This is a genomic window from Pararhizobium sp. IMCC3301 (assembly GCF_030758315.1).
Lineage (GTDB): Bacteria > Pseudomonadota > Alphaproteobacteria > Rhizobiales.
In genome coordinates this window covers 4,357,633-4,381,139 of record NZ_CP132336.1, presented here as the reverse complement: position 1 = coordinate 4,381,139, position 23,507 = coordinate 4,357,633, and the positions used below count along the sequence as shown (strand labels likewise).

23 protein-coding genes are annotated in these 23,507 nt (G+C 56.9%); 9 read left to right on the top strand and 14 right to left on the bottom strand.

What is annotated here, in order from left to right; all coding sequences use genetic code 11:
* Window positions 1-6 precede the first annotated feature (6 nt).
* Genes gndA through RAL88_RS20800 form a run of 3 tightly spaced genes read right to left on the bottom strand, consistent with a single transcriptional unit; the run spans window position 7 to window position 2,920 of the window.
* Window positions 7-1,431, bottom strand: coding sequence for an NADP-dependent phosphogluconate dehydrogenase (gndA, locus tag RAL88_RS20810; protein ID WP_306266120.1), 1,425 nt, complete (start codon window positions 1,429-1,431; stop codon window positions 7-9).
* A gap of 55 nt (window positions 1,432-1,486) precedes the next feature.
* Entirely contained in the window at window positions 1,487-2,434 is a 948-nt protein-coding gene (locus tag RAL88_RS20805; RefSeq protein ID WP_306266119.1) for a Gfo/Idh/MocA family protein, read from the bottom strand.
* Window positions 2,435-2,482: 48 nt separating this feature from the next.
* Entirely contained in the window at window positions 2,483-2,920 is a 438-nt protein-coding gene (locus tag RAL88_RS20800) for an NUDIX hydrolase (RefSeq protein ID WP_306266118.1), read from the bottom strand.
* A 211-nt stretch (window positions 2,921-3,131) separates the two neighbouring features.
* Here RAL88_RS20800 and phnD point away from each other — a divergent pair, with 211 nt between their 5' ends.
* The 7 genes from phnD to RAL88_RS20765 all read left to right on the top strand — a co-directional run bounded on the left by phnD (window position 3,132) and on the right by RAL88_RS20765 (window position 9,175).
* Window positions 3,132-4,136, top strand: coding sequence for a phosphate/phosphite/phosphonate ABC transporter substrate-binding protein (gene phnD / locus RAL88_RS20795; RefSeq protein WP_306266117.1), 1,005 nt, complete (start codon window positions 3,132-3,134; stop codon window positions 4,134-4,136).
* A 90-nt stretch (window positions 4,137-4,226) separates the two neighbouring features.
* Window positions 4,227-5,021 carry a phosphonate ABC transporter ATP-binding protein gene (gene phnC, locus RAL88_RS20790; RefSeq protein ID WP_306266116.1) on the top strand — a complete coding sequence of 265 codons (795 nt, stop codon included), beginning with the start codon at window positions 4,227-4,229 and terminating at the stop codon, window positions 5,019-5,021.
* Window positions 5,018-5,854 (top strand): phosphonate ABC transporter, permease protein PhnE, encoded by an 837-nt coding sequence (gene phnE / locus RAL88_RS20785; protein ID WP_306266115.1) that lies wholly within the window; start codon window positions 5,018-5,020, stop codon window positions 5,852-5,854. Before phnC ends, phnE (RAL88_RS20785) begins: the two co-directional genes overlap by 4 nt.
* Entirely contained in the window at window positions 5,854-6,672 is an 819-nt protein-coding gene (phnE, locus tag RAL88_RS20780) for a phosphonate ABC transporter, permease protein PhnE (RefSeq protein ID WP_306266114.1), read from the top strand. Before phnE (RAL88_RS20785) ends, phnE (RAL88_RS20780) begins: the two co-directional genes overlap by 1 nt.
* A 214-nt stretch (window positions 6,673-6,886) precedes the next feature.
* Window positions 6,887-7,594 carry an ABC transporter permease gene (locus RAL88_RS20775; protein ID WP_371932124.1) on the top strand — a complete coding sequence of 236 codons (708 nt, stop codon included), beginning with the start codon at window positions 6,887-6,889 and terminating at the stop codon, window positions 7,592-7,594.
* Window positions 7,587-8,336 carry an ATP-binding cassette domain-containing protein gene (locus RAL88_RS20770; protein WP_306266113.1) on the top strand — a complete coding sequence of 250 codons (750 nt, stop codon included), beginning with the start codon at window positions 7,587-7,589 and terminating at the stop codon, window positions 8,334-8,336. Before RAL88_RS20775 ends, RAL88_RS20770 begins: the two co-directional genes overlap by 8 nt.
* Before the next feature lie 23 nt (window positions 8,337-8,359).
* Window positions 8,360-9,175: a substrate-binding domain-containing protein gene (locus RAL88_RS20765; protein WP_306266112.1), complete on the top strand. Its 816-nt coding sequence runs from the start codon at window positions 8,360-8,362 to the stop codon at window positions 9,173-9,175.
* A gap of 4 nt (window positions 9,176-9,179) precedes the next feature.
* Here the strand turns inward: RAL88_RS20765 and RAL88_RS20760 are convergent, their stop codons facing one another.
* From RAL88_RS20760 to RAL88_RS20715, 10 genes are all read right to left on the bottom strand, one after another.
* Entirely contained in the window at window positions 9,180-10,055 is an 876-nt protein-coding gene (locus tag RAL88_RS20760) for a helix-turn-helix transcriptional regulator (RefSeq protein WP_306266111.1), read from the bottom strand.
* A 58-nt stretch (window positions 10,056-10,113) separates the two neighbouring features.
* Window positions 10,114-10,242, bottom strand: a complete 129-nt coding sequence (locus RAL88_RS20755; protein WP_306266110.1) for a hypothetical protein — start codon at window positions 10,240-10,242, stop codon at window positions 10,114-10,116.
* Between the two features lie 4 nt (window positions 10,243-10,246).
* Window positions 10,247-11,584 carry a c-type cytochrome gene (locus RAL88_RS20750; RefSeq protein ID WP_306266109.1) on the bottom strand — a complete coding sequence of 446 codons (1,338 nt, stop codon included), beginning with the start codon at window positions 11,582-11,584 and terminating at the stop codon, window positions 10,247-10,249.
* Between the two features lie 32 nt (window positions 11,585-11,616).
* On the bottom strand, window positions 11,617-12,912 hold the full coding sequence (locus RAL88_RS20745) for a formate dehydrogenase subunit gamma (RefSeq protein ID WP_306266108.1): 1,296 nt from the start codon (window positions 12,910-12,912) through the stop codon (window positions 11,617-11,619).
* A 163-nt stretch (window positions 12,913-13,075) separates the two neighbouring features.
* Window positions 13,076-13,684 carry a formate dehydrogenase FDH3 subunit beta gene (fdh3B, locus tag RAL88_RS20740; RefSeq protein WP_306266107.1) on the bottom strand — a complete coding sequence of 203 codons (609 nt, stop codon included), beginning with the start codon at window positions 13,682-13,684 and terminating at the stop codon, window positions 13,076-13,078.
* 13 nt (window positions 13,685-13,697) lie between these two features.
* Window positions 13,698-16,670 carry a formate dehydrogenase subunit alpha gene (locus tag RAL88_RS20735; protein ID WP_306266106.1) on the bottom strand — a complete coding sequence of 991 codons (2,973 nt, stop codon included), beginning with the start codon at window positions 16,668-16,670 and terminating at the stop codon, window positions 13,698-13,700.
* A gap of 129 nt (window positions 16,671-16,799) precedes the next feature.
* Window positions 16,800-16,985: a twin-arginine translocation signal domain-containing protein gene (locus RAL88_RS20730; protein WP_306266105.1), complete on the bottom strand. Its 186-nt coding sequence runs from the start codon at window positions 16,983-16,985 to the stop codon at window positions 16,800-16,802.
* Between the two features lie 49 nt (window positions 16,986-17,034).
* Window positions 17,035-17,646: a molecular chaperone gene (locus tag RAL88_RS20725; protein WP_306266104.1), complete on the bottom strand. Its 612-nt coding sequence runs from the start codon at window positions 17,644-17,646 to the stop codon at window positions 17,035-17,037.
* Window positions 17,647-17,814: 168 nt separating this feature from the next.
* Window positions 17,815-18,540 carry a DUF3306 domain-containing protein gene (locus RAL88_RS20720; protein WP_306266103.1) on the bottom strand — a complete coding sequence of 242 codons (726 nt, stop codon included), beginning with the start codon at window positions 18,538-18,540 and terminating at the stop codon, window positions 17,815-17,817.
* Window positions 18,537-19,214 (bottom strand): DUF3305 domain-containing protein, encoded by a 678-nt coding sequence (locus tag RAL88_RS20715; RefSeq protein ID WP_306266102.1) that lies wholly within the window; start codon window positions 19,212-19,214, stop codon window positions 18,537-18,539. The genes RAL88_RS20720 and RAL88_RS20715 overlap by 4 nt, the downstream gene beginning before the upstream one ends.
* 181 nt (window positions 19,215-19,395) lie before the next feature.
* Between RAL88_RS20715 and RAL88_RS20710 the strand changes: the two genes are divergently transcribed.
* The gene (locus tag RAL88_RS20710) at window positions 19,396-21,387 is read left to right on the top strand and encodes a 4Fe-4S binding protein (protein ID WP_306266101.1); all 1,992 of its coding nucleotides are present in this window, start codon (window positions 19,396-19,398) and stop codon (window positions 21,385-21,387) included.
* 56 nt (window positions 21,388-21,443) lie between these two features.
* Window positions 21,444-22,022, top strand: coding sequence for a histidine phosphatase family protein (locus RAL88_RS20705; RefSeq protein WP_306266100.1), 579 nt, complete (start codon window positions 21,444-21,446; stop codon window positions 22,020-22,022).
* Here RAL88_RS20705 and RAL88_RS20700 read toward each other — a convergent pair.
* Window positions 21,961-23,502, bottom strand: coding sequence for a tripartite tricarboxylate transporter permease (locus tag RAL88_RS20700; RefSeq protein WP_306266099.1), 1,542 nt, complete (start codon window positions 23,500-23,502; stop codon window positions 21,961-21,963). The two genes, RAL88_RS20705 and RAL88_RS20700, sit on opposite strands and share 62 nt — an antisense overlap.
* Window positions 23,503-23,507 lie beyond the last annotated feature (5 nt).

The following is a 23,507-nucleotide window of genomic DNA, read 5'->3' as shown; positions in this document are numbered from 1 at the left end:
GGTGCTTCAATCCTGTTTCCAGGGCCCGTGATGGCTGCCGGACGAATCCAGTCGTTCAAACGAGTGCGCGCCGAAGAAATCGCGCTGACCCTGGATCATGTTTGCAGTGGACCGGCTTGTCCGCATCATATCGAAATAGGACAATGCGTTGCTCAAAGCGGGAAGCGGCAGACCATTCAGGGCAGCGGTGGAGACCACGCGGCGCAAGCTACCCTCAGTTTCCGACAGTTTTGCCGAGAAATACGGGGCAAACATCAAATTCAGATCGGCATTTTCAGTCAGTGCTTCTGCCATGTCATTGAGCATTGTGGAGCGGATGATGCAGCCCTCCCGCCAGACCCGTGCCACATCGGGTAACGGCAGAGACCAGCCGAAATTCTCGGATGCCGTGCGCAACAACTGGAAGCCTTGCGCGTAACACACGATTTTTCCGGCAATCAAGGCCATTTCCAGCGAGTCTGTCGACAGTGCTTCAGTGCTCAGGGCCTGCGGAGCTGCGCCAAAAATGGCTTCCCCTGCCTTGCGCTCTTCAAGGCGTGATGAGAGATTTCGGGCCGCAACCGCAGCATCAATGGCGGTGATTGGCGCGCCAAGGTGCTGGGCTTCGATGACAGTCCAGCGCCCGGTGCCCTTCTGTCCGGCCTTGTCGAGAATGACATCCAGAATTGGAGCGCCGGTTTTGGTATCTTTTGCATTGGAGACCCGGGCCGATATTTCGATGAGATACGATTTCAGCGTGCCCTTGTTCCATTTCTCGAACACACTGCCAATGCGGCCCGCATCCATGCCGAACCCATCCCGCATAATGCCATAGACTTCGGCGATCATCTGCATGTCGGCATATTCAATGCCATTGTGCACTGCCTTGACGAAATGGCCGGCCCCGCCCTCACCCATCCATGTGGCGCAGGGAACGCCTTCATATTTGGCCGAAATGGCTTCCAGGATCGGCGCGACCCGATCCCAGGCCGGCTTTGGACCTCCGCCCATTATTGATGGCCCGTGGCGCGCACCCTCTTCGCCGCCGGAAACACCCATCCCCACAAACGGCACTCCGGCTGCCTCTGCTTCCGCTGCGCGCCGGTTGGTGTCATGGAAATTGGCGTTGCCCGCATCGATGATCAGATCGTCTTTGTCCAGCAAAGGCCGCAAAGCGGCAATCTGCTGGTCGACCGCGTCGCCCGCAGGAACCATGAGAATGATGGCCCGCGGCGGCTTGATCGCCTTCACCAGTTGTTCCAGCGAATCTGTCGGCACAATCTGATCGGTCAATTCGCCGGCACTGGCATAGAACTCGTCTTTGCGCGCCAAGGTGCGATTAAAAACCGCAATGCGAAAGCCCTTTTCGGCAATATTCATGGCCAGATTGGCACCCATTGTACCCAGTCCGATAAGGCCGATTTCTGCACTATTTGAATCACTTGTCGTCATATATGTCTCTATTGGTTTAACCGCTGTACTAACCTGCCTTGTAAACAGGTTTTCTTCAATCCTCAAACGAACTGACCTCAATCCGTCTGCCCAGCATGAATGCGTCGGCGACATGGCGCAGCGGGGCCACGTCAATGTCGGATATCTGCTGTCGCAGCAATTCGGAAAATCTTGCATAGAGTAACGGATATTCTTGCTCCGCCTCGACAATAATCGTGGTGCCGTCGATCAGCAAACGCGCTCCGCCATCCAGCAATTGCAGCGATCCAGCATCGGTCTCAATGTGGATATCCCACGACTGCGGCCCCTCCTGACGCCAGTCAAATACCGCATTCACCTCGGCACCGGTCGGGTCTGCGAAGTCGAGGCGCGCTGCAATCGGCGTGTCGCGATTAGCAGGGAATTCCAGAACAGCATTGGTCAGATGAACCGGATGCGGCATGATTTCAGTCATGATCGACAGGGCATTTATGCCCGGATCGAACACACCCATGCCACCGGCCTGCCAGATCCAGTCCTGGCCGGGATGCCATCGCCGGACATCCTCCTTCCAATTGATATGAAGTTGCCTGATTCGGGTCTCAGCCAGTTTCTGCCGTGTTGTTTCCACGGCCGGCGCATATCTTGAATGCCAAGTTGCGAAGATCGTGACACCATGGCGTGCCGCCTCTGTGCGCAGACTTTCGACTTCACTCAGCGTCGCACCCGGCGGCTTTTCCAGCATGATATGCCGCCCTGCGGCGATGGCCGCCATCGCGTAGCCGTAACGGACTTGAGGCGGCATGCAAAGCGCCACAACAGTGATATCCGGCCGTTCGGAAAACATGGTCCGCAGATCAGTGAAAGCATCAACGCCCTGAATGCAGCCATTACGGCTGACGGTGGCAGCCAATTCAAAATCGGGATTGTTACGAATGGCAGGCAGGTGCTGATCGCGTGCAATCTTGCCCACCCCCACAATTGCAATGCGGTACGGTGTTGGCACTGTGGAATCTGACGTCATAGTCTACTCTTGCAAGCGGCCTGTCCGAGTGCCCACTGACAAGACGCTCTACAGGCCGAGTTTCTTCGGATTCAGCCTGATCTTGCCCAGAAGATCCTTCAGGTCCGGCTCCATAACACGTTTTGCCGCGCCCTTTGCGGAAAACCATTTTCGTTTGCGTTCTTCACGCTCCGGCCAGTGGCGCAGGAGCTTGGTCACTTTCATCGGAAAGAGCACCACTTCGCAAGGAATGTCGACCCCATCTTCGATTCTCTTCAAATAGTGATAGACGCCGAAAGGCTGTTTGGAAACGCGTCCCAGAACACCTGCCTCCTCCAGCGCTTCCTGCTCAGCTGCCTGGCGCAGGTTCTTGCCCTTCATTGGCCACCCTTTGGGCAGAACCCAGCGGCCGGTATCGCGCGACGTAATCATCAAAATGCGTAGATCGCCCTTCTCCGTCATCCTGACAGGAAGCGCCGCCATCTGGGTTTGTGTCGTTTCAGGCAAAATATTCCAATCCTCTTCGGTCCAGGGTCTAAAGCGATTCGATGACAGGGCAGAAATGTGCAACAATGCGGCACCGGGTCTAACAACTTGACACCGGATACATCCGCCGGAATTGTTGTTTTTCAGTGGCAAGGACGAATCGCTGTTTGCCAAGGATTACTTATCCGACTAATAATCTATAATTAAAATATCGTTAAGCTGGGAGGCTTCCATGAAATCATTAAAGCGTATTTTGGGTGGTAGTGCCGCCGTCATCGGGACCGTTGCCCTGTTGTGGGGCGGGGTTCCGGGATTGATCACAACGGCCAATGCTGCCGAGGATTGTCCAAGGGGAACTCTTGATGAGCGCTATTGCGACCGCGACGGCGATCTTGTTGCCGACACACCGAGCGATCCGGCAGAGCTTGTCGATCCGGACACGCTGATCTTTGCCTATACGCCGGTTGAAGATCCCGCTGTCTACAAACAGGCATGGGCCGATTTCCTGACTCATCTGGAAAAGGTAACCGGCAAAAAGACGCTGTTCTTCCCGGTTCAGTCGAATGCTGCACAGATTGAAGCGATGCGTTCAGGCCGGCTGCACATTGCCGGATTCAACACAGGGTCCAATCCGCTTGCAGTCAATTGTGCCGGCTTCAATCCGTTCACAATTATGGCGTCGAAAGACGGCAATTTCGGTTATGAAATGGAAATCATCACCTATCCCGGTTCCGGCATCGAGAAGGTTGAAGATATCAAGGGCAAGCAACTCGCCTTTACCGCACCGACATCCAATTCAGGCTTCAAAGCGCCCAGTGCCATCCTGAAAGCTGATTTCGGCCTGGAAGCGGAGCGTGATTTTGAACCGGCTTTCTCCGGCAAGCATGACAATTCCATTCTTGGCGTTGCAAACAAGGACTACCCTGCAGCTTCCATCGCAAATTCGGTTCTGAAGCGCATGATCAGCCGCGATGTGATCAAGCCGGAGCAGGTCAAATCGATTTACAAATCCCAGACCTTCCCAACCACCGGTTTTGGGGTCGCCCACAATTTGACCCCGGAACTGACAGCCAAGATCCGGGAAGCGTTTTTCACATTTGAATGGGAAGGCTCAAGTCTTCAGGAAGAGTTTGAAAAATCCAATGAAGGCCAGTTCCTTGAAATGACCTACAAGGAATTCTGGGACGTGATCCGCAAAATCGATACGGCAAACGGGGTTTCCTACTCCTGCGAATAAAGTCCGGATTTATTCTGGACTGATATGACGGGTGTGCAATTCTAAACGGGATTGCACACCCGTTCTTTACGCGTTTCCCATGAGGCATTAATGCTGAAATTAGAACAGCTTACAAAAATCTACCCGACTGGCGACAAAGCATTGACGGATGTAAGCCTGGAGATTCCCAGCGGTCAGGTTGTTGCGCTTATCGGCCCCTCCGGGGCTGGCAAATCAACTCTGATCCGCTGCATCAACCGGCTGGTCGCTCCAACGTCCGGCAAGGCGATACTGGACGGCACCGATCTGACCGCTCTGGGATCCCGTGGTCTGCGCAAGGAACGCCGCAGGATGGGCATGATTTTCCAGGAGTATGCTCTGGTCGAGCGGTTGACCGTGATGGAGAACGTCCTGTCCGGCCGTCTGGGATATGTCGGATTCTGGCGCAGCTTTTTCCGCAAATTTCCGCAAAACGATGTCGATGAGGCTTTTCGGCTGCTAGACCGCGTCGGTCTGCTGGCGATGGCGGACAAGCGTGCAGACGAATTGTCCGGCGGTCAAAGACAAAGGGTTGGCATAGCGCGGGCTCTGATTCAGAACCCGGCCCTGCTTCTCGTAGATGAGCCGACCGCCTCTTTGGACCCGAAAACCTCACGCCAGATCATGCGGCTGATCTGTGAGCTGTGCGAGGAAAGAGATCTGGCTGCCATCATCAACATTCACGATGTCGCACTTGCACAGATGTTCGTGCAGCGCGTTATCGGCCTGCGCTTTGGCGAAGTTCAGTTTGATGGGCCGCCCGATGCTCTGTCCGCAGACGTCCTGACCAAAATCTATGGCGAGGAAGACTGGAAGGAAACCATCCAGAAAGTGGATGAAGACGACCAGCCGATAGTCGCATCATGAGCCGCGCCGCGACCTTGCATCCAGACGTCCAGCTGGAAGAGTTGATCGGCAGGCAGTGGCGAAAGCCCCCCTTTATCAGCTCTCCCGTGCTGCGCTGGGGCATGGCGCTGGGTGCAATCATCTATCTTGTGCTGGCTTTTTTTTCATTCGATGTGAACTGGTCACGGGTGTATGAGGGCCTGGATCGCGGTCTGCAGTTTATGCTGGGGTTTGCCAATCCTGATTTCACCTCCCGGGCAGTCGACATCAAGGAAGGTCTGATTGAAAGCGTTATCATAACCGTGACCTCCACAGTTGTGGGCATCATGATTTCAATTCCGATCGGTCTTGGCGCGGCCCGAAATATTGCGCCCCTTCCGGTCTATTATCTGTGCCGCGGTATTGTTGCACTGTCACGCGCTCTCAACGAAATCATTGTCGCAATCCTGCTGGTGGCGATTTTCGGTTTCGGGCCTCTGGCAGGGTTTCTCACCCTCAGCTTTGCGACAATCGGCTTTCTCGCCAAATTGCTCGCTGAGGAAATCGAAGCCATGGACAGGGCTCCGGCAGAGGCGATACGGGCAACCGGCTCCAACTGGATGCAATGGATCAATTACGGTGTTCAGCCGCAGATCATGCCGCGCCTGATCGGGCTGTCAATCTACCGTCTGGATATCAATTTCCGGGAATCCGCAGTGCTCGGCCTGGTCGGTGCCGGCGGCATCGGTGCGACGCTCAACACCGCCTTTGACCGCTATGAATTCGATACAGCCGCGGCCATCCTCCTCATCATAATAATCGTCGTTATGGCGCTGGAATATCTGTCCGGCATCATTCGCGCAAAGGTTCAGTAATGCCCGTAATTTCACCCGAAAACGGACCGAAGGTCTGGCAAAGACGGGAACGCCGGACACAAATTACGATTTGGGCAGCATGGCTGCTCGGAACAGCGATCTTCATGTTTTGCTGGCAGCGGATTTCCAGCGCCACCGAGTGGTGGTTTGTCTGGGATGCACCGCGCATCGCCGCCGATATTGGCGGGCGCGCCCTGCCGCCGCGCTGGAGCTATATCGACACCTTGTGGGAGCCGATCTGGGACACTTTGAACATTGCCACGCTGGGCACGCTTTTTGCCCTGATCATAGCTGTTCCGGTGGCGTTTCTGGCAGCGCGCAACACCACGCCAAACCGTTATATCATTCGCCCCATTGCGCTGTTGATCATAGTCTCCTCGCGCTCCATCAACTCACTGATCTGGGCTTTGCTGCTGGTTGCGATTGTTGGTCCCGGGATTTTTGCCGGTATGCTGGCGATTACGATTCGCTCGATCGGATTTTGTGCAAAATTGCTCTACGAGGCCATCGAAGAGATCGATCAGAGCCAGGTGGAAGCCATCACTGCCACCGGCGCCAGCCGCTGGCAGATTATGGCCTATGGGATTGTACCTCAGATATTACCGGCATTTGCTGGAATTGCGGTGTTCCGCTGGGACATCAATATTCGCGAATCCACCGTGCTCGGCCTGGTTGGCGCAGGCGGCATCGGGTTGCAGCTTCAGGGATCTTTGAACACGTTGGCCTGGCCGCAGGTCAGCCTTATTCTTCTCGTCATTCTGTTTACGGTTCTGATCAGCGAATGGGTCTCGGCTAAAGTACGCGGTGCAATTATCTGACGGTTGTGCAAAGCGCCACGCCACGATAACTCCGTAAAGCCAGGAAACCGGGCGGCGCAGCGTAATTTCTGCATTCTTGCGGCATACGCTTTTCTGCTGCCGGTTCTCATCTGACAATTTGGCCGGCTTGTCGCATTGATTTTGCGGTGACTTTTAGTAAATTTCAGCAGATAATGCATAAAAATGCACCAGAACGCACTTTAGGGAGGGCTGTGTGCCGGAGATCTATGCAGCTTTCGGGGCGGCATTCAGTCTGATTTTCAATCTGGATGCGGATCTGGTTGAAATCGTTTCCCTGTCTCTGAGCGTTACTCTCAGCGCCGTCGCCATTTCATGTCTGCTGGGATTTCCCGCCGGTGCTTTCCTGGCCATTGCGCGCTTTCCGGGGCGCGGCACCGTTGTCGTCCTGATCAGCTCCTTGATGGGGCTGCCGCCGGTGGTCGTCGGCCTGACCGTCTATCTGTTTTTATCAAGTACGGGCCCGCTTGGCAGCTGGCAGCTGCTCTACACTCCAACTGCAATGATCATTGCCCAGACCCTGCTGGTGACCCCCATCATCGCCGCCCTGACCAGACAGATCATCGAAGATCTCCATGGTGAATATGACGAATTGCTGCGCTCCATGAGTGCGGGCCGGCGTGCCACTCTGACAACGCTATTGTGGGATGCCCGCTATTCGTTGAGCACAGCGGCTCTGGCCGGCACCGGCCGTGCCCTGGCGGAAGTTGGTGCTGTGATGATCGTGGGCGGCAATATCAACCATGTCACCCGTGTGATGACCACCGCCATTGCGCTGGAAACCTCGAAAGGCGAGTTGGCGCTGGCGCTCGGGCTTGGTCTGGTTCTGGTGCTGCTGTCGGTCTCAATCAACGCGGCGCTGATGTCGCTTCGCGCCGGCATGGAGCGACTTTCCTATGCCTGATGCAACCATCATCCCGATCAAAAAAAGGCAATTGCCAAGCGCGCGGAAACTGGTTGTCCATATGGAAAATGTGGTTTTCCGCGAAGGCTCCAGGAATCTGCTCGACGGTCTGAACCTGTCACTGCACAATGATGGCATCACCACATTAATGGGACCCAATGGGGCGGGCAAATCTCTTACCTTGCGGCTTCTGGCACGGTTGCTGGCACCGACCAGTGGGCATGTTCGCGAATGCGGTCTGACGCAACGCAATGTGGCGCTGGTGTTTCAGACAGCGGTTATGCTGCGGCGTTCGGTCAGGGCCAATTTGAACCACGCCCTGAAGCTGGGCGGCATCGCTCGAAAGCAGCGTCCGCTGCGGCTGTCTGCGCTTCTGAAAATGGCAAATCTGGAAGCAGTTGCCCATGCGCCGGCAAGAAAATTATCTGGCGGCGAAAAACAGCGCCTGGCTGTCGTGCGCGCGCTGGCTGCCGATCCCAAGCTGCTGTTGCTGGATGAACCCACAGCCAGCCTTGATCCACAAGCGACATTGTCAATTGAAAATCTGATCCGCCTGACTGCGGCAGGCGGAACCAAAATTGTTCTGGTCACGCATGATATCGGCCAGGCCAGACGACTGGCATCCGATGTGGTGTTTCTGCATCAGGGCTTTGCTGTCGAACATTCCCCGTCGGCCCGGTTTTTCACCGAACCGCAGTCCCCCGAAGCGGCGGCCTATCTCGGTGGTGAACTGCTGGTCTGAGACAATCAATTGGAACCATTAACATGACCCGGATGATAGCCTTCTTTCTCTGTCTCACTATGGCCGGTCTGTCCGCCGGCCCCGCATTGGCCAGGGCATTCATCATCGTGCAATCCACCACTTCGACGCAGAATTCGGGTCTCTATGATGCCATCTTGCCGCAATTTACCGCGGCTTCGAATATCGAGGTACGGGTTGTCGCCGTGGGAACCGGTCAGGCTATCAAAAATGCCAAAAACTGCGATGGCGATGTGTTGCTGGTTCACGCCAAAGCGTCGGAAGAAGACTTCGTCGCCGCAGGCTATGGGCTGACGCGGTCTGACGTGATGTATAATGATTTTGTCATTGTGGGACCGCAGAACGACCCTGCGGGAATCGCAGGCAGTACAGACGCAACAACGGCTTTGCAGATGATCGCAGCTAAAGGCTCTGTCTTTGCCTCCAGAGGTGACGACAGCGGCACTCATAAAAAGGAACTCTCGCTGTGGAACAAGGCTGGCATCGACGCGGTGGCCGCCAGCGGAGGCTGGTATCGCGAAACCGGCTCCGGCATGGGAGCAACGCTCAATGTCAGTGTCGGGATGGATGCCTATGTGATGACCGACAGGGCCACCTGGATCGCGTTCGGCAACAAGGTCAATCACAGGATTCTGGTTGAAGGGGACCCGGCACTGTTCAACCAATATGGCATCATTGATATCAATCCTGCGCGCTGCCCGAATGTGAAAACCGAAATGGCAAGCAAATTCATCAACTGGATTCTGTCATCGCAAGGCCAGAGCGCAATTGCCGCCTACCGCAAAAAGGGCCAGCAACTGTTCTTTCCGAATGCGCATTAGGGCGTTATCCGTTCCAATGAATTTTTCCATGGCCGGTCAGGTGGTAACCGCCCAGCTCGTCAGCCCGTTGCCGGAATTCCAAAGAGCGGCAAAAGCTCAGTAAAGTCTGCATTGGCGGCTCAAACCAGGAGCGGCGGTCAATCAGCAGATCATATCGCTCGGTTGCAATTGGCAGAAACCCCAGATCGAATTGCCGGGCCAGACCGGCAAGCCCCGGCGCTGCATCGGCCCGGCCAGAGACAACAGCCAGAGCGGCATCGGTCTCGGTGCGGGCAAAATCTGCGGGTATTTCAAAATCCTCCGGGCCCATCCCGCTGGCATGCAGTGCGTGATGAAACAACCGCCCGGCCCCGGATGCAGGCTGGCGCTGAGCAATCCGCAGGCCTTTCAAATCGGACAACGAAGTGACGTTCTGCAGCGCGCGAGACAGAATCAGGCCCTGTTCGCGCTCTGCCCATTGCATCAGCACCATAGCTGCATTCGCAAAGGCTTCGCGAACAAAGGACAGGTTCCATTCACGGCCGTTTTCCTCGACTAGATGAAGTCCTGCAGCCAGAGCCTGCCCCGCCTGAAGCTGTTTGATCCCGTCCATACTGCCATCAAAGAATGTCGCAAGACCGCATCCGCTTTCGCGAATAGCCCATTCAAGAAGCGGGTCATGACTGCCGGCGACGATATTCGGTAATGTGGTGGCGGCAGTTGCGACAGGCTGTGCGGTGTCGCTCAGCCATGCATCAATTTCGGATTTGGGAAAAAGCAGCTTTCCGGTAACGCGGCGGCAGGGCAATTCGCCAGCATTCGCCAAATCGTAGATTTTACGTTCCTTGACACGCAGAAGCTCTGCCAGTTCTCTGGTGGTGAGGAATTGCGGTTCAGTCATGATTTGGGCGCGGATGTGTGATCACAGAAATACAGGCCCCTCTTCCCGGCTCCCACAATTATTCGTCGAGCCGTACTGACGGTCCCGTGCGGCTGTCCGCGCTGGAATAATCCAGCTGCGCCAGCCCGTAGTCAAACAAGATGGCAATACCGGCAATCGCGACAATTGCACAAAGAAACGCGCGCATCTGATCAATTTCCCCCATCTCTGGTTTTCGGGTCGCTGGTTTTTGGGTCGCTGGTAGCACTTCTGAGATAGTTTACCAGATCAACCCGGTCTTGCGCAGCGGTAATTCTCTGCATCGGCATTTTCGAGCCTGGCGTCAATTCGTCCGGTCCGACCCGGAACAGGGCATCAATGGTTTCATCGCCCCAGATCAGGTCCGCTTTACGCAGGGCCGGCGAGTAATTATACCCCGAAACGGTTCCGGCGGCACGGCCGAACAGACCTCCAAGCGGCGGTCCGGCCTGCCGGGTCGGGTCGGTTCCAAGACTGTGGCAGATCGAACATTTGCGGACGAACTGGCGCTCGCCGTTCTGCATTTCAGAGGGCGGGCGATGAAACGGCTGTTGCGCCATTCCCGGCACAACCGCACTGCCCTCCTGCGGCCAGAGTGTCGCTGACCGGTCCAGTCCGCCGGACAGCAATCTGCCGTCGCTGGCATAGGCCAAAGCCCAGACCGGGCCTGATTTTGCAGCGCGAAAATCGCGCGCAATGGTCCAGTCGGAGGTATCGAGTACCATGATATAGCCATCACCATCGCCGACCGCGAGCCGGGTTTTGTCATTGCTCAGAGCCAATGAAAGGATGGGGCGGCGGTCAAGCGTGACATCCGCCACCACATTGCCGCTGGCAATATCGATAATGCGGGTGCCGCCATCAAGGCCGCCATAAGCGAGCCATCCAGCCGCGTCATTGACCACCAGCGTATTGACGCCAAAGCCGTGTTTGACCTCAACGCGGCGCTGCGATCCCTCGGCAATCGTCCAGCTCCGGATTGTGCCATCAGTGGACGCTGTATAGAGAATTGCGCTGTCACTGCTGAAAGCGACATCGTTGACAGCGCTGGTATGGCCCTGCAGCCAGTTCAGCAACTGACCGGTGCTGGCATCCCACAAGCCGGCGCGTCCATCCCAGCCCGCCGAAGCGATCAGCCTGGCGTCAGGTGAAACCGCAACCGACTGAACCTTGCCCTGGTGGCCTTGCAGACGATGCAGCGGCTGACCGGTTTGCAGATCCCAGATAATAAGCGCGTAATCATCGCCGCCGGAAACAGCGTGATGATTGCCTAGAAACGCAACGCTGTTGGCAGCCGCCCGATGCCCTTCAAGCCAGAGCGGCGCGGCGTTGTGATTGGTGCCACTTGCGGGCCAGTAACCGATTGAATAATCAAAGCTTGCGGTCAGTCTGGTGCCATTGTCGGGGTTGGTGGCAACGCCCATCACCGGGCCGCCATGGCCGGCAAGGCGTTCATACCCGCCATTTGCGCTTGCCAGCGTTGCCGCCAGCAGGCTTGAGAGTGCAAACAAGATTCTCACTTTATCGGCAGGCGGTCCCATCCCTATTCTGCCGGAAGCGCGGTTTCTCTGGCCTTGCCATCCTGTTCGGCCTCAATCCTGGCGACCCACAGATCGTGATGTTCCCTCGCCCAGTTCTTGTCCACCTTGCCGGAACCCATCGCCGCAAACGCACCCTGCATTCCCACCGAACCGATATAGATGTGAGCTAAAATAATGACAATCATGATGAAGGCAACAATCGTGTGCCACAATTGAGAATATTGCATTTCCTGATGCGGCTGAAGCTCGGTGGGCAGATTGAAATTCTGGCCGATCAGCAACCCCATTTCATTGAGCCAGGCAAAGGTTCCGGCAAACAGCGGAAACTCAAATGGAAACAGGAGTGAAATACCCGATGCGGAGAGCGACACGCCCAGCAAGATCACGCTCCAAAAGATGATCTTCTGGCCGGCATTGAATTTTTTTGACGGCGGGTGAACGCCCTTCTTGAAAATTCCGCCACCCTTCAACAACCAGACAAGGTCGTGGCGGTTTGGAAAATTCTGCAATACCCACTGGAAGAAAACCAGAACAAGTCCGGCCATAAAGGCCCAGGCGACATTGTTATGAACCCATTTTCCGGCGCTGGAGATCTGCGCATAAAGCTCGATCCCGAACCATTCAATCAGAACCGTTCGGCCGAACAGCAGCCACAGCCCGGTCAGGGCCAGCAGGATAAAGGATACCGCCAGCAGCCAATGGCCAAAACGCTCGATCGCCGAGAAACGGTGGATCAGAATACCGGAAAGGCCATGCTCAACCTTGATGCGGCCACGGATGAGATAAAACACGGCCAGTAACACCAGCATACCGCCAAGTGCATAGGCACCGTATCGGGCCACCGGCCCTTTGCGCCATTCCAGCCAGCGCATGCCGCCATCCTGAATGAGAATGGTATCGACCGGCCGGCCGGTGGAGACATTCACATCACCAACGCCGAAGCGCAGTTGCCGGAAGATATCTGAATCAGATGCCGCCCCTCTGGTGCCAAGTTGTGAAGTGATCGCATCGGCATTCGCCCGCGCGCCGGTTTGCGCGCGCCGGAACGCATCATCAACCGGCAATCCACGCTGACGGCGCAGAATGTCTTCAAGCGTCTGGCCTCCGCCGGTAGAGGGCCGGGCCACCTGCGGATCCACGGTTTCAGGGGGCCTGACTGCCGATCCGGAGGTCTGCGCCATCATCGGGCTGTTGATGAAAACAGTTCCGATTATCATCAGAAACGCAACAGCCAGACTTTTCAGGAAACCCATTTTCAGTGGAGCTGAAACTGAAGCGAACATACTGGAAGCAAACATACTGGCAGTGTCCTTTGAACAAGCGCTTATCTGAGTGTGAACCAGCCCGGCTGGCACGTTCGGTCTATCTGCCCGGACAAGGCGAAAACGGGCCGCTTGCGGCGGCCCGTTTCAGTCGTTGCCATGGTCGAAGGCCGGTCAGTCGGGAACCGGGCAATTTGCCCTAATTGCCCTTCTGGCCATAAGCCGTGCCCCAACCCCAGGCGCCGGAACCGAAGCCGCGGGCCACGACACGTTCGCGATAGATCGCGGACACATCGTCACCATCGCCAGCCAGCAACGCCTTGGTGGAGCACATTTCCGCACAGATCGGCAATTTGCCTTCCGCGATACGGTTACGGCCGTATTTCTGGAACTCGACGGTCGAGTTGGCTTCTTCCGGGCCGCCGGCACAGAACGTACATTTGTCCATTTTGCCGCGTGATCCGAAATTGCCGGCCTGAGGATATTGCGGCGCGCCGAACGGACACGCATAGAAGCAATATCCGCAACCGATGCACAGATCCTTCGAGTGAAGCACAATGCCGTCTTCGGTCTGATAGAAGCAGTCCACCGGACACACCGCCATACACGGCGCATCCGAACAGTGCATACATGCAACTGAAATGGAGCGTTCTCCCGGTGTGCCATCATTGATGGTCACGACACGGCGGCGATTGATGCCCCAGGGCACTTCATGCTCGTTTTTGCAGGCAGTGACGCAGGCGTTGCATTCGATACAGCGTTCCGCGTCGCACAGGAATTTGGCTCTAGCCTGTCCTCCAAGTGCCATAATCTATTCTCCCCTATGCCGACCAGATCTTACAGAGCGTTGCCTTGGTCTCTTGCATTTGAGTGACCGAGTCATAGCCGTAAGTCTGAGCTGTGTTTGAAGATTCACCGAGCACATATGGATCGGCACCTTTTGGATATTTGTGTCGCTGGTCCTCGCCCTGGAACTGACCGCCAAAGTGGAACGGCATGAACGCTACCCCGGAACCGACACGTTCCGTAACCATCGCCATGACTTTCACCTTGCCGCCCTCAGGTCCTTCAAGCCAGACCTGCTGACCATCGCGAACTCCAAGATTATTGGCATCCCGTGGATTGATTTCCACGAACATGTCCTGCTGTAGTTCCGCAAGCCAGGGATTGGACCGGCTTTCATCACCACCGCCCTCATATTCGACCAGCCGGCCGGATGTCAGGATCATTGGATAATCCTTTGAGAAGTCCTGCTTCTGGATCGTGGCGTAAAGCGTCGGCAGACGGTAGAACTTGCGATCTTCATAGGTCGGATAATCTTCGACCAGATCGCGGCGGTTGGTGTAAAGCGGTTCGCGATGCAGCGGTATCGGGTCCGGGAAAGTCCAGACCACCGCTCGGGCCTTGGCATTGCCGAAGGGAGCGCATTCATGCTTGATGGCCACCCGCTGAATGCCTCCGGACAGATCGATCTTCCAGTTCACCTTTGCGACCTTGTCATCAAAGTCTGACGGGAATGGACTCATGCCGGCTTCGCCGACTTCCTCCTGACCTTTCTGGAATTCCGGAATGCCGCCGGCGCGTGCAATTTCTGCACGCTCCACATCGGTCAGATCGGTGTGCCAGCCCAGCTCTTTCAACATGGCATAGGTGAATTCGGGATAACCGTCCTGTATTTCAGAGCCGAGCGAATAGACGCCTTCCGCCAGCAGATTGTCACCATTGCGTTCCACACCGAAACGGGCACGGAAAGTCAGGCCGCCTTCACTGACACGTTTCGACATATCATAAAGGTTCGGTGTTCCCGGATGGCCCAATTCAGGAGTTCCCCAACAAGGCCATGGCAGGCCGTAATAATCACCATCCGCAGGACCGCCAATCGCCTGCAGCGTGGTGCGGTCAAAGGTATGCTGATTGGCCATGTGAAGCTTCATCCGCTCCGGAGACTGGCCGGTATAGCCGACCGTCCACATGCCGCGGTTGAACTCGCGGGTGATGTCTTCAACCACCGGCTCGTCACCGTCCAGAGCAATGTTGCGGAAGAAGCGGTCTGCCCAACCGAATTTCTTGGCGAATTTCGCCAGGATTGTATGGTCAGGAAGGCTTTCGAACAGCGGCTCAACCACCTTGTCGCGCCATTGCAGCGAGCGGTTTGATGCGGTCACCGAGCCATAGGTTTCAAACTGCGTGCTGGCTGGCAGCAGATAGACGCCATCCTTGCGGTCGGACAGAACGGCAGACACTGTTGGATAGGGATCGACCACGACAAGCATGTCGAGTTTTTCCATCGCCGTTTTCATTTCAACCATGCGGGTCTGGGAATTCGGAGCATGACCCCACAGCACCATGGCGCGGACATTGGTGTCCTGATCCATGTTCTCGACATCTTCAAGAACACCATCGATCCAGCGCGAAACGGGAATACCTGTCTCGGTGATCAGGTTCTTGTCCTTGCCATCGGCACCCTTGATTGTTGCGAACCGCCCTTTCAGCCAGTCCAGATCTTCTTCCCAGACTCGGGCCCAATGAGCCCAGGATCCCATTGCAAGACCGTAATAGCCCGGCAAAGTATGGGACAGAACGCCCAGATCGGTTGCGCCCTGCACATTATCGTGGCCGCGGAAAATATTGGTGCCGCCGCCAGAGGTGCCCATATTGCCGAGCGCCAACTGGAGCACACAATAGGCCCTGGTGTTGTTGTTGCCGGTAGTGTGCTGGGTGCCACCCATGCACCAGATCACGGTGCCCGGCCGGTTATTGACCATTGTACGGGCAACGCGGCGCATCTGCGAACCCGGCACGCCTGTTACGCGCTCAACCTCTTCAGGGGTCCATTTGGAAACTTCTTCCTTGATCTGGTCCATGCCCCAGACGCGGGTCCGGATGAATTCCTTGTCTTCCCAGCCATTTTCGAAAATGTGCCACAAAAGACCCCAGATCAGCGCCACATCGGAACCGGGACGGAAGCGCACATATTCATCGGCATGCGCAGCTGTACGGGTGAAGCGCGGATCACATACGATCAGGGGCGCATTGTTCTGCTCTTTTGCGCGCAAGATATGCAGCAGCGAAACCGGATGAGCTTCCGCCGGATTTCCGCCGATGATGAAGATCGCCTTGGAGTTGTGAATGTCATTGTAGCTATTGGTCATCGCTCCATAGCCCCAGGTATTCGCGACACCGGCCACTGTGGTTGAGTGACAGATGCGGGCCTGGTGATCCACATTATTGGTGCCCCAATATCCGGCAAACTTGCGGAACAGGTAAGCCTGTTCGTTGCTGTGCTTGGCGGAGCCCAGCCAATAGACCGAATCCGGGCCGCTTTCCTCGCGCATTTTCATCATGCCGTCGCCGATCTCGTCGATGGCGGTATCCCAGCTCAAGCGGGTCCATTCGCCATTGACGAGTTTCATCGGATATTTCAGACGGCGTTCGCCCTGGGCATGAGAGCGCACTGACGCGCCTTTGGCGCAATGAGCGCCCAGATTGAACGGGCTGTCCCAGCCAGGCTCCTGGCCGATCCATACTCCATTCTCGACTTCCGCAATGACAGTGCAACCCACCGAGCAATGTGTACAAACCGATTTGATGTTCTTGACCTTGCCAGCTGTTGCAGCCTGGGCGCCTGCCCGGCGCACTGTGCCACCAGTTGCAGTCAGCGCTGCCAGTCCGCCGACAGCGAGACCGGAACCGCGCAGAAATCCGCGCCGGTCTATCGAAGTCGATGCCACACGGGATAGGACTGACTCATCACGGGAGCGTCGCGCAACCCCGTTCGTCTTTTTCCTAAGCATTGGTATTCCTCCAAAAGAGCCTTGCGGCCCGGTTGTTTTGTTGGCCTTTTGCAAACCAACAGGGACAGATCATGCAGGCTCTGGGCGTCACGCAACCGTCACCTGGAGATGATTTTCCCCGAGTTTTCCTCAGAATCGTGCCGTTTCCAGATATTTTTTCACATGATCTGTCTTGCGCAGACCTTCACCTGTAACCGGCTCGGCAGCTTCCGCTTCCACGCCGCCAGTAACAGCCGCTACGGCAGCAACCGGCGCACCGGCACCTGCAAGCTTGAGAAAATCCCGCCGGCTGGCAGTCGTCGCTTTTTCGCTCATCTTCCTCTCCTTTTTCAGCCGCCTGTGACGGCTCTTGATTTGAAAGGTGTTACCCTTCCATCCGGAACGCTTCCTGCTCAATATGCACAAAGGCCCGGCCAATCATTCCGATTGGCGCATAGAGCACCGATGCTTCGGCAGCTTCCAGATCCTTGAAGAACAGCTCTGCCCACGGCGCGAGATGGGCTTCAAAGAATTGCTTTTGTTCAGACAGACCGGCCGGCGCACCAAAGCGCCCGCGGATCAGACCGGCCATCATTTCGCAAAGCGACGCAATGTTGTCCTCCGGCTCATAGACATTGTCTTCCCGCTCGATGCCAAGACGCGCCATATCGCCGCGCAATCTGGCTAGGGGTTTTTCATTGAGAAATCCGGTCAGATAATAACTGCCATAAGGCAGCAATTCGCCGCGCCCCAACCCGATGAAAAGGGCATTGAATTCGCGGTGGGCATCCCTGGGATCGACAGCATCCGCAAGGCGCGCCAGAGCCGCTATGCCACGACCGATGTCGCTATCATCGCCGTTTAATTCTGCAGTCTGGGTGAGGAGAATGCCGGAGGGCTGGCGCGCCAGAAATGCGCCCAGGAAATCGTACAAATCCGCCCGAAGCACATCTTCGGCGCTGATATCTTCCAACCGGGCTGTGTTTTCCGTAGTCATACCCCTCCCCGAGCACGACGAACGCCAAATTCTACCTCAAGCGTACCACTGGAGGGCGCAACTGTCCAATGTATGCATTGCGACACAATGGCTGCGACCGGGCCTGCAACCAGCCGCTGCGAAAGCCGTGCAGCAAACCCGGGGCGGTGGTGTGCATCTGATTGCATGTCAGGCCTCGAAGCGAAAATGCATGCGCTGGACAGCAACGGCGGCATCCCCGGGCTCCTCCGAATCCGAGTGGAGCGGTTCGTTTGCGCCGGACGCGTCAACCGGGACGGACACATGGTCATCTGGTACGGGATCGATATTCTGCTGCGCATGGCCGGTGGCCGCGTCATCTACAGAGACTTGCTGCTGTTCCGGTGCGCTGTCTGGCACAGCCCCGGCAACATCCGATTCGGTATCAGCCGCTTCCAGAACGTCATGCTCTGCGAGGTCTTCCAGCTTGCGGACAATGCCCCTGCCAACCTGATAGGCGGTCGTCATGCCCGGAACGATCATCGCTGCATCTGTAAAATCGTCCCCGTAATCGACCAGCATGTCGACATTTGCCAAAGCGGGATTGCTGAGCCAGAGCTTTCTGAGGGCGCGATTGCGCAGACGGGCCGGCACAGCGGCTTTCATGAAAGCGGAAAAATCATCCCCCTGCTGCAAGCTGTCCGGCTCGGGCAGATCAAAATGCTGCAGCAATTCATCATCCGTCATGTCTTCCAGTTGCTGCGGAGTCAATTGCGGAGCCATATCCGCGCTGGTCGCAGAGCCTTCGCCCTCCGCCTGCAGAGCTTCACTTTCAACCGGCTTTTCTTTGGCCTCAGCTTTCAGCCGTGACCAGCGCGAGAGAAATTCCTGCCCGGCTGCGTCCTTGCTGGCATCTGGCTTGTCTTCAGCGGTCAATGCAGGGTTTCCTTGGGTTTGTCCGGTCTGGCATTTCCGGATTGAGCCGGCTTGGTCTGGGCTGGCTTGGTCTGGGCCGGCTTGGTCTGGGCCGGCTTGGTTTGGGAAGGCTTGGTTTGGGAAGGCTTGGTTTGGGAAGGCGTGCGATAAATATCTGCTGCCTGGCGGATTCGCGGATCGCCGATGCCATCTTCCTTCAGATCCTCAAAATGCCGTTTGCGTTTGCGTTTTTTGAATTCCTCCTGTGCGAAGTGAGCATCCGTGAACGAGCGTACCCACGCCACCAGCCCGGCAGGCATGGGCACCGGCTCGATGATTTCCTCGCCGCTGTCCTGATAGTCCTGTGCCTCATAAGCCGAGACTGTTGCGGTGTGCACAACATATTCGTGGGGTGATTGAGCATCGTCATCTCGTCTCAGAATGACAAAGACTGTGGGCGGCTCCATGCTGAGCGAGACCATATAAGCTTCCGCATCCGCCCGGTGCAGTTCCAGCGGCACTGTTGCTGCATGGTATTCCACAATTTCGCCTTCGCGCCGCAACTCGGTCCAGTCAGCGGCACCCGCGCCCGGCAGCACAGCAACGACCCGCCAGACCCATTTGGCCCATCGCGTCGATCCGGGCTGGCGGCGGATCACGATACCAAGCGGCATTGCAATCTTGCGGGTCTCCATGAACTTCTCCCAAAGGATACTTGTCGATGCCGCTTACATACTTGTAGTCTGGCCTGTAGGTTGGTCTGTAGGTTGGCCCACAGGCTGGCAGAATGACAGCATTCCGAACAATCCCTGGTCAAGAATTGCATTCTCGGGCCGTGGTCCGCAATCAGCAATTGGAATAAGAAAAGGTGTTTCATTGACGAAGAACAAACGACTTCTGGTCTGCGATTGCGCCGGGTCAATGACGCTGGAGCCTGAAATGCTTGGCAAGGCGGCGGGCGTGGATGGTGTGACTGCGTGCAGTTTTCTGTGTACCGATCAGGTTCAGATTGCCCGTGACGCCTTTTCAGAGGGCAGCGAAGTCGTCATTGCCTGCCGACAGGAAGCAAGTTTCTTTGTCGCGATGGCCGATGAAATGGGCGCGACAGATCGCCTGCGTACTGTAGACATCCGCGATCGCGCCGGCTGGACGGAAGATGAAAACGCCTTGCCCAAACAGGCCGCCTTGCTGGCGGAAATGCAGATACCACGCCCGCCAACACCCTCGAAAGATGTTACATCCCAGGGAATTTGCCTCATTCTGGGTACGAACGATACCGCCATGGAAGCCGCGAAGCGGCTGTCAGAAACGTTGGCCATCACCTGTCTGCTGACAAATGCGCCGGAATTCGTCCTTCCGGTCAGCAGCTATGATCTGGCCATCGGAACGATTACCGAGGCCCATGGTACAGCAGGCCGGTTTGAAGTGACAGTGGACAATTATGCCCAGATGGAGCGCACCGGACGCGGCGAACCGGGATTTGTCGACCCAAAAAATGGAGCAAAATCGCGCTGCGATATCATTCTTGATCTAACCGGTAATGAACCGCTGTTTCCAGCACCTGAAAAACGCGATGGGTATTTCCGCGCTGATCCGAAGGACAAGCTCTCCGTCGAGCGCGCCATATTCAATACCTCGCACATGGTCGGCACGTTCGAAAAGCCGATTTATATCCGGTTCGATGCATCGATCTGCGCCCATTCCAGAGCCGAGCAGACCGGTTGCCAGCGCTGCCTGAATGTGTGTCCCACCGGTGCGATTTCCCCAGCTGGTGATGTGGTATTCATTGATGAAAATATTTGCGCCGGTTGCGGGGCTTGCGCTGCTGTATGCCCATCCGGCGCGGCGAGTTATGATGATCCGCCGGTGGATTATCTGTTCCGCCGGCTGCGCGCCCTGTCAGTGGCGTTTCGCGAGGCCGGCGGTGTTTCGCCGCGGGTGTTGTTCCACGAAGAGGAGCACGGCGCGGAAATGATCCGGCTGTCAGCGCGGTTCGGCCGCGGGCTGCCTGCAGACGTCATTCCGGTTGAAGTGGCCAGTGTCGAAGGCGTCGGCCATGCGGAGTTGATCGCCGCAATGGGCGTCGGCTTTACCGAAGCGCTTGTGCTGATGAACCCGAAGTCGGATATGACGGCCCCGGAATCTGAACTAGAGATCGCGCGGGCCATCCTGGAAGGCGGCGGACACAACCCTGATTGCCTGCGCCTGTTACGCCTTGAAACCCCGGACGATCTGGAAGACGTTCTCTATGACCGGCCGCATGAACCGCTTGACGTGGAACCTATCCTGCCGCTTGGCGGCCGCAGGGATGTCACGAGGCTAGCATCGATTGCCCTGGCGCCTGATCTGGAGGCGCCGATTGAATTGCCTGCAGGCGCACCATACGGCGCTGTGCTGATCGATAAGGACAAATGCACACTCTGCCTGTCGTGCATATCGCTGTGTCCGGTGGGTGCGCTGACTGATAATGCAGATCGTCCGGCTGTCAATTTTCAGGAAAGCGCCTGTCTGCAATGCGGCATCTGCAAAAGCACCTGCCCGGAAGATGCAATTACCCTGAAGCCGCAACTGAACCTTGCCAAGCAGGCGATTATTCCCCAGGTGCTGCACGAAGAAGAACCCTTTGCATGTATTGAATGCGGCAAGCCTTTCGGCGTCAAAAGCACCATCACAAAAGTGATTGAGAAGCTCGAGGGCAAGCACTGGATGTACACCAATTCCGACAATTCCAAACTGATACAGATGTGTGATGACTGCCGGGTCAAGGCGCAGTATCACGGCGAAAATACGCCCTTTCATGCCGGTGAGCGGCCCAGAGTGCGCACCACGGATGACTATCTGAGCGGCGATCTGGATGATAAGGAATGACATGACCGCCCCTACTCCTGCTCTCGCATCGAAGGGTAGTTTCAGGTCTTTGAAAATTGCCTGATCTGCTGCGCTATCTGTCGCATCCGCAGGTCCGGATCGACCCGGCAGTTGCGGTGCCGCACTGGGGTCTGTCCGATCTTGGCCGGACGCGGGCCGAACGCGCCAGCCGGTCGGAAGCGCTGGCAGATACCACCCGCATATTCAGCAGTTCAGAGCGCAAGGCGGTGGAGACCGCAGACATATTTGCTGCGGCTTTGCGGCTGCCCGTGGAGCAGAAACCCGCAACCCATGAAAATGACCGCAGCGCCACGGGTTTTCTTGACGCCGCGCTGTTCGAGGCGACCGCCGACCGGTTTTTTCAGTATCCGGATACGAGCATTGATGGCTGGGAACGGGCTATTGACGCGCAAAGCCGCATCGTCGCAGCCATCGAAGACATCATCCACGAGCACAGTTCGGGAGATATTCTGGTGGTGGGGCATGGCGCTGTCGGCACCCTGCTGTACTGTCATTTTGCCGGCATACCGATCTCGCGCAGCCATGATCAGCCCCCTGGCGGTGGGCATTTTTTTACGATTGATCTCGCGAGTCGGAAACCGCTTCACCCCTGGCGTCCGATGGAGCAGCTTTAGACAGTTTCCTTTCTCTGTGCCCGGCATATGCGGGCCACAGAATGGCCAGAAAAGCTGCGAGCAACAGGCTGAGCGCCAGCGGGCTGGCCAGGAACGGCCAAAAACTGCCATCTGTCAGAATCAGACCCTGGCGCAGGGCAACTTCGAATTTCGGACCAAGCACAAGGCCGATGACAATCGGTGCCAGCGGCACGTTGAACACTCTGAGGACAAAGCCGAGAATGCCGGCGGCAAGCATTACATAAAGGTCAAATACATTGCCCCGCACCCCGTACGAACCAAGCACGCTCAACAGCACAACCGACATCATCAGCAACGCTTCCGGCATCCGCAACACAATGGCGAACAGGCGGGCAGATGCAAAGGCCAGCACCAGCATGGCAATGTTGGCGAGGAACAACGCCATGAAGCTGGCATAGACGATCTGGGGATTGTCAACCATCAGCCGCACACCCGGCGTGACGCCATTGACGACGAGCGCTGTCAGCATTACGGCGGTCACCGCGTCTCCGGGAATGCCCAGAGCCAGCGCCGGCACCAGTGCACTGCCCGTGACGGCATTGTTGGCGCTTTCGGGGGCGAGAATGCCGTCCGGCTCGCCTTCGCCCATGCCCGCCCTGCGCGGCGACGAGCGTTTGGCTTCTGCATAGGCGATAAAGGCTGCGGTCGCCGCTCCGGTTCCCGGCAGAACACCAATGATGGAGCCCAGCCCGGAGCTTTTCAGCAAAACACCCCAGCGCCCCCGCATGTCAGATAGTGACGGCAGTTTCATGCCGGTATAGCGGACCATCCGGCCCTGGGCTTTTTGCGGCTCGGCCGCACGGATGAACACTTCCGACAGGGCGAACAGGCCGACGACAACAGGGATCACATCAAACCCAGCAGAAATTGCAAAAATATCAAACGTATAGCGCATGTCTCCGGTCAGCGGATCGGAGCCGATGACGGCAACAAACAGCCCCATGATTCCCGCCAGAAGGCCTTTTGCCAGAGAGCCCCGCGACACGGATGCAATGCAGGTCAGGGCCAATACGATCAGCGCAGCGATTTCGATGGGTCCGAAGTTCAATGCCAGGGCGGCCAGTTGCGGCGCGGCAAAGATCAGAACCAGACACGAGAACAAGCCACCCATGACGCTGGCAAAGGTAGCCCATCCCAAAGCGCGGTCCGCCTGCCCTGCCACGGCCATCGGATAACCGTCGAATGTGGTGGCAGCGGCCTGCGGCGTTCCGGGCGTATTGATCAGAATGGCCGAGATCGAGCCACCGTAAACCGAGCCGACATAGACCGCCAGCAGCAGCGCGATGGATGTCACCTGCCCCAGCGCATAGGTAAAGGGCAGGCAAATGGTGACCGCAATCACGGACCCCAGCCCCGGCAGCGCGCCGGCCACTATGCCGAAGGCTGTGCCGATCAGCAGAACCGCAAACACGCCGGGGTCAAGGACGAGCCAAAGCGACTGAGAAAGGATGTCCAGCATCATCG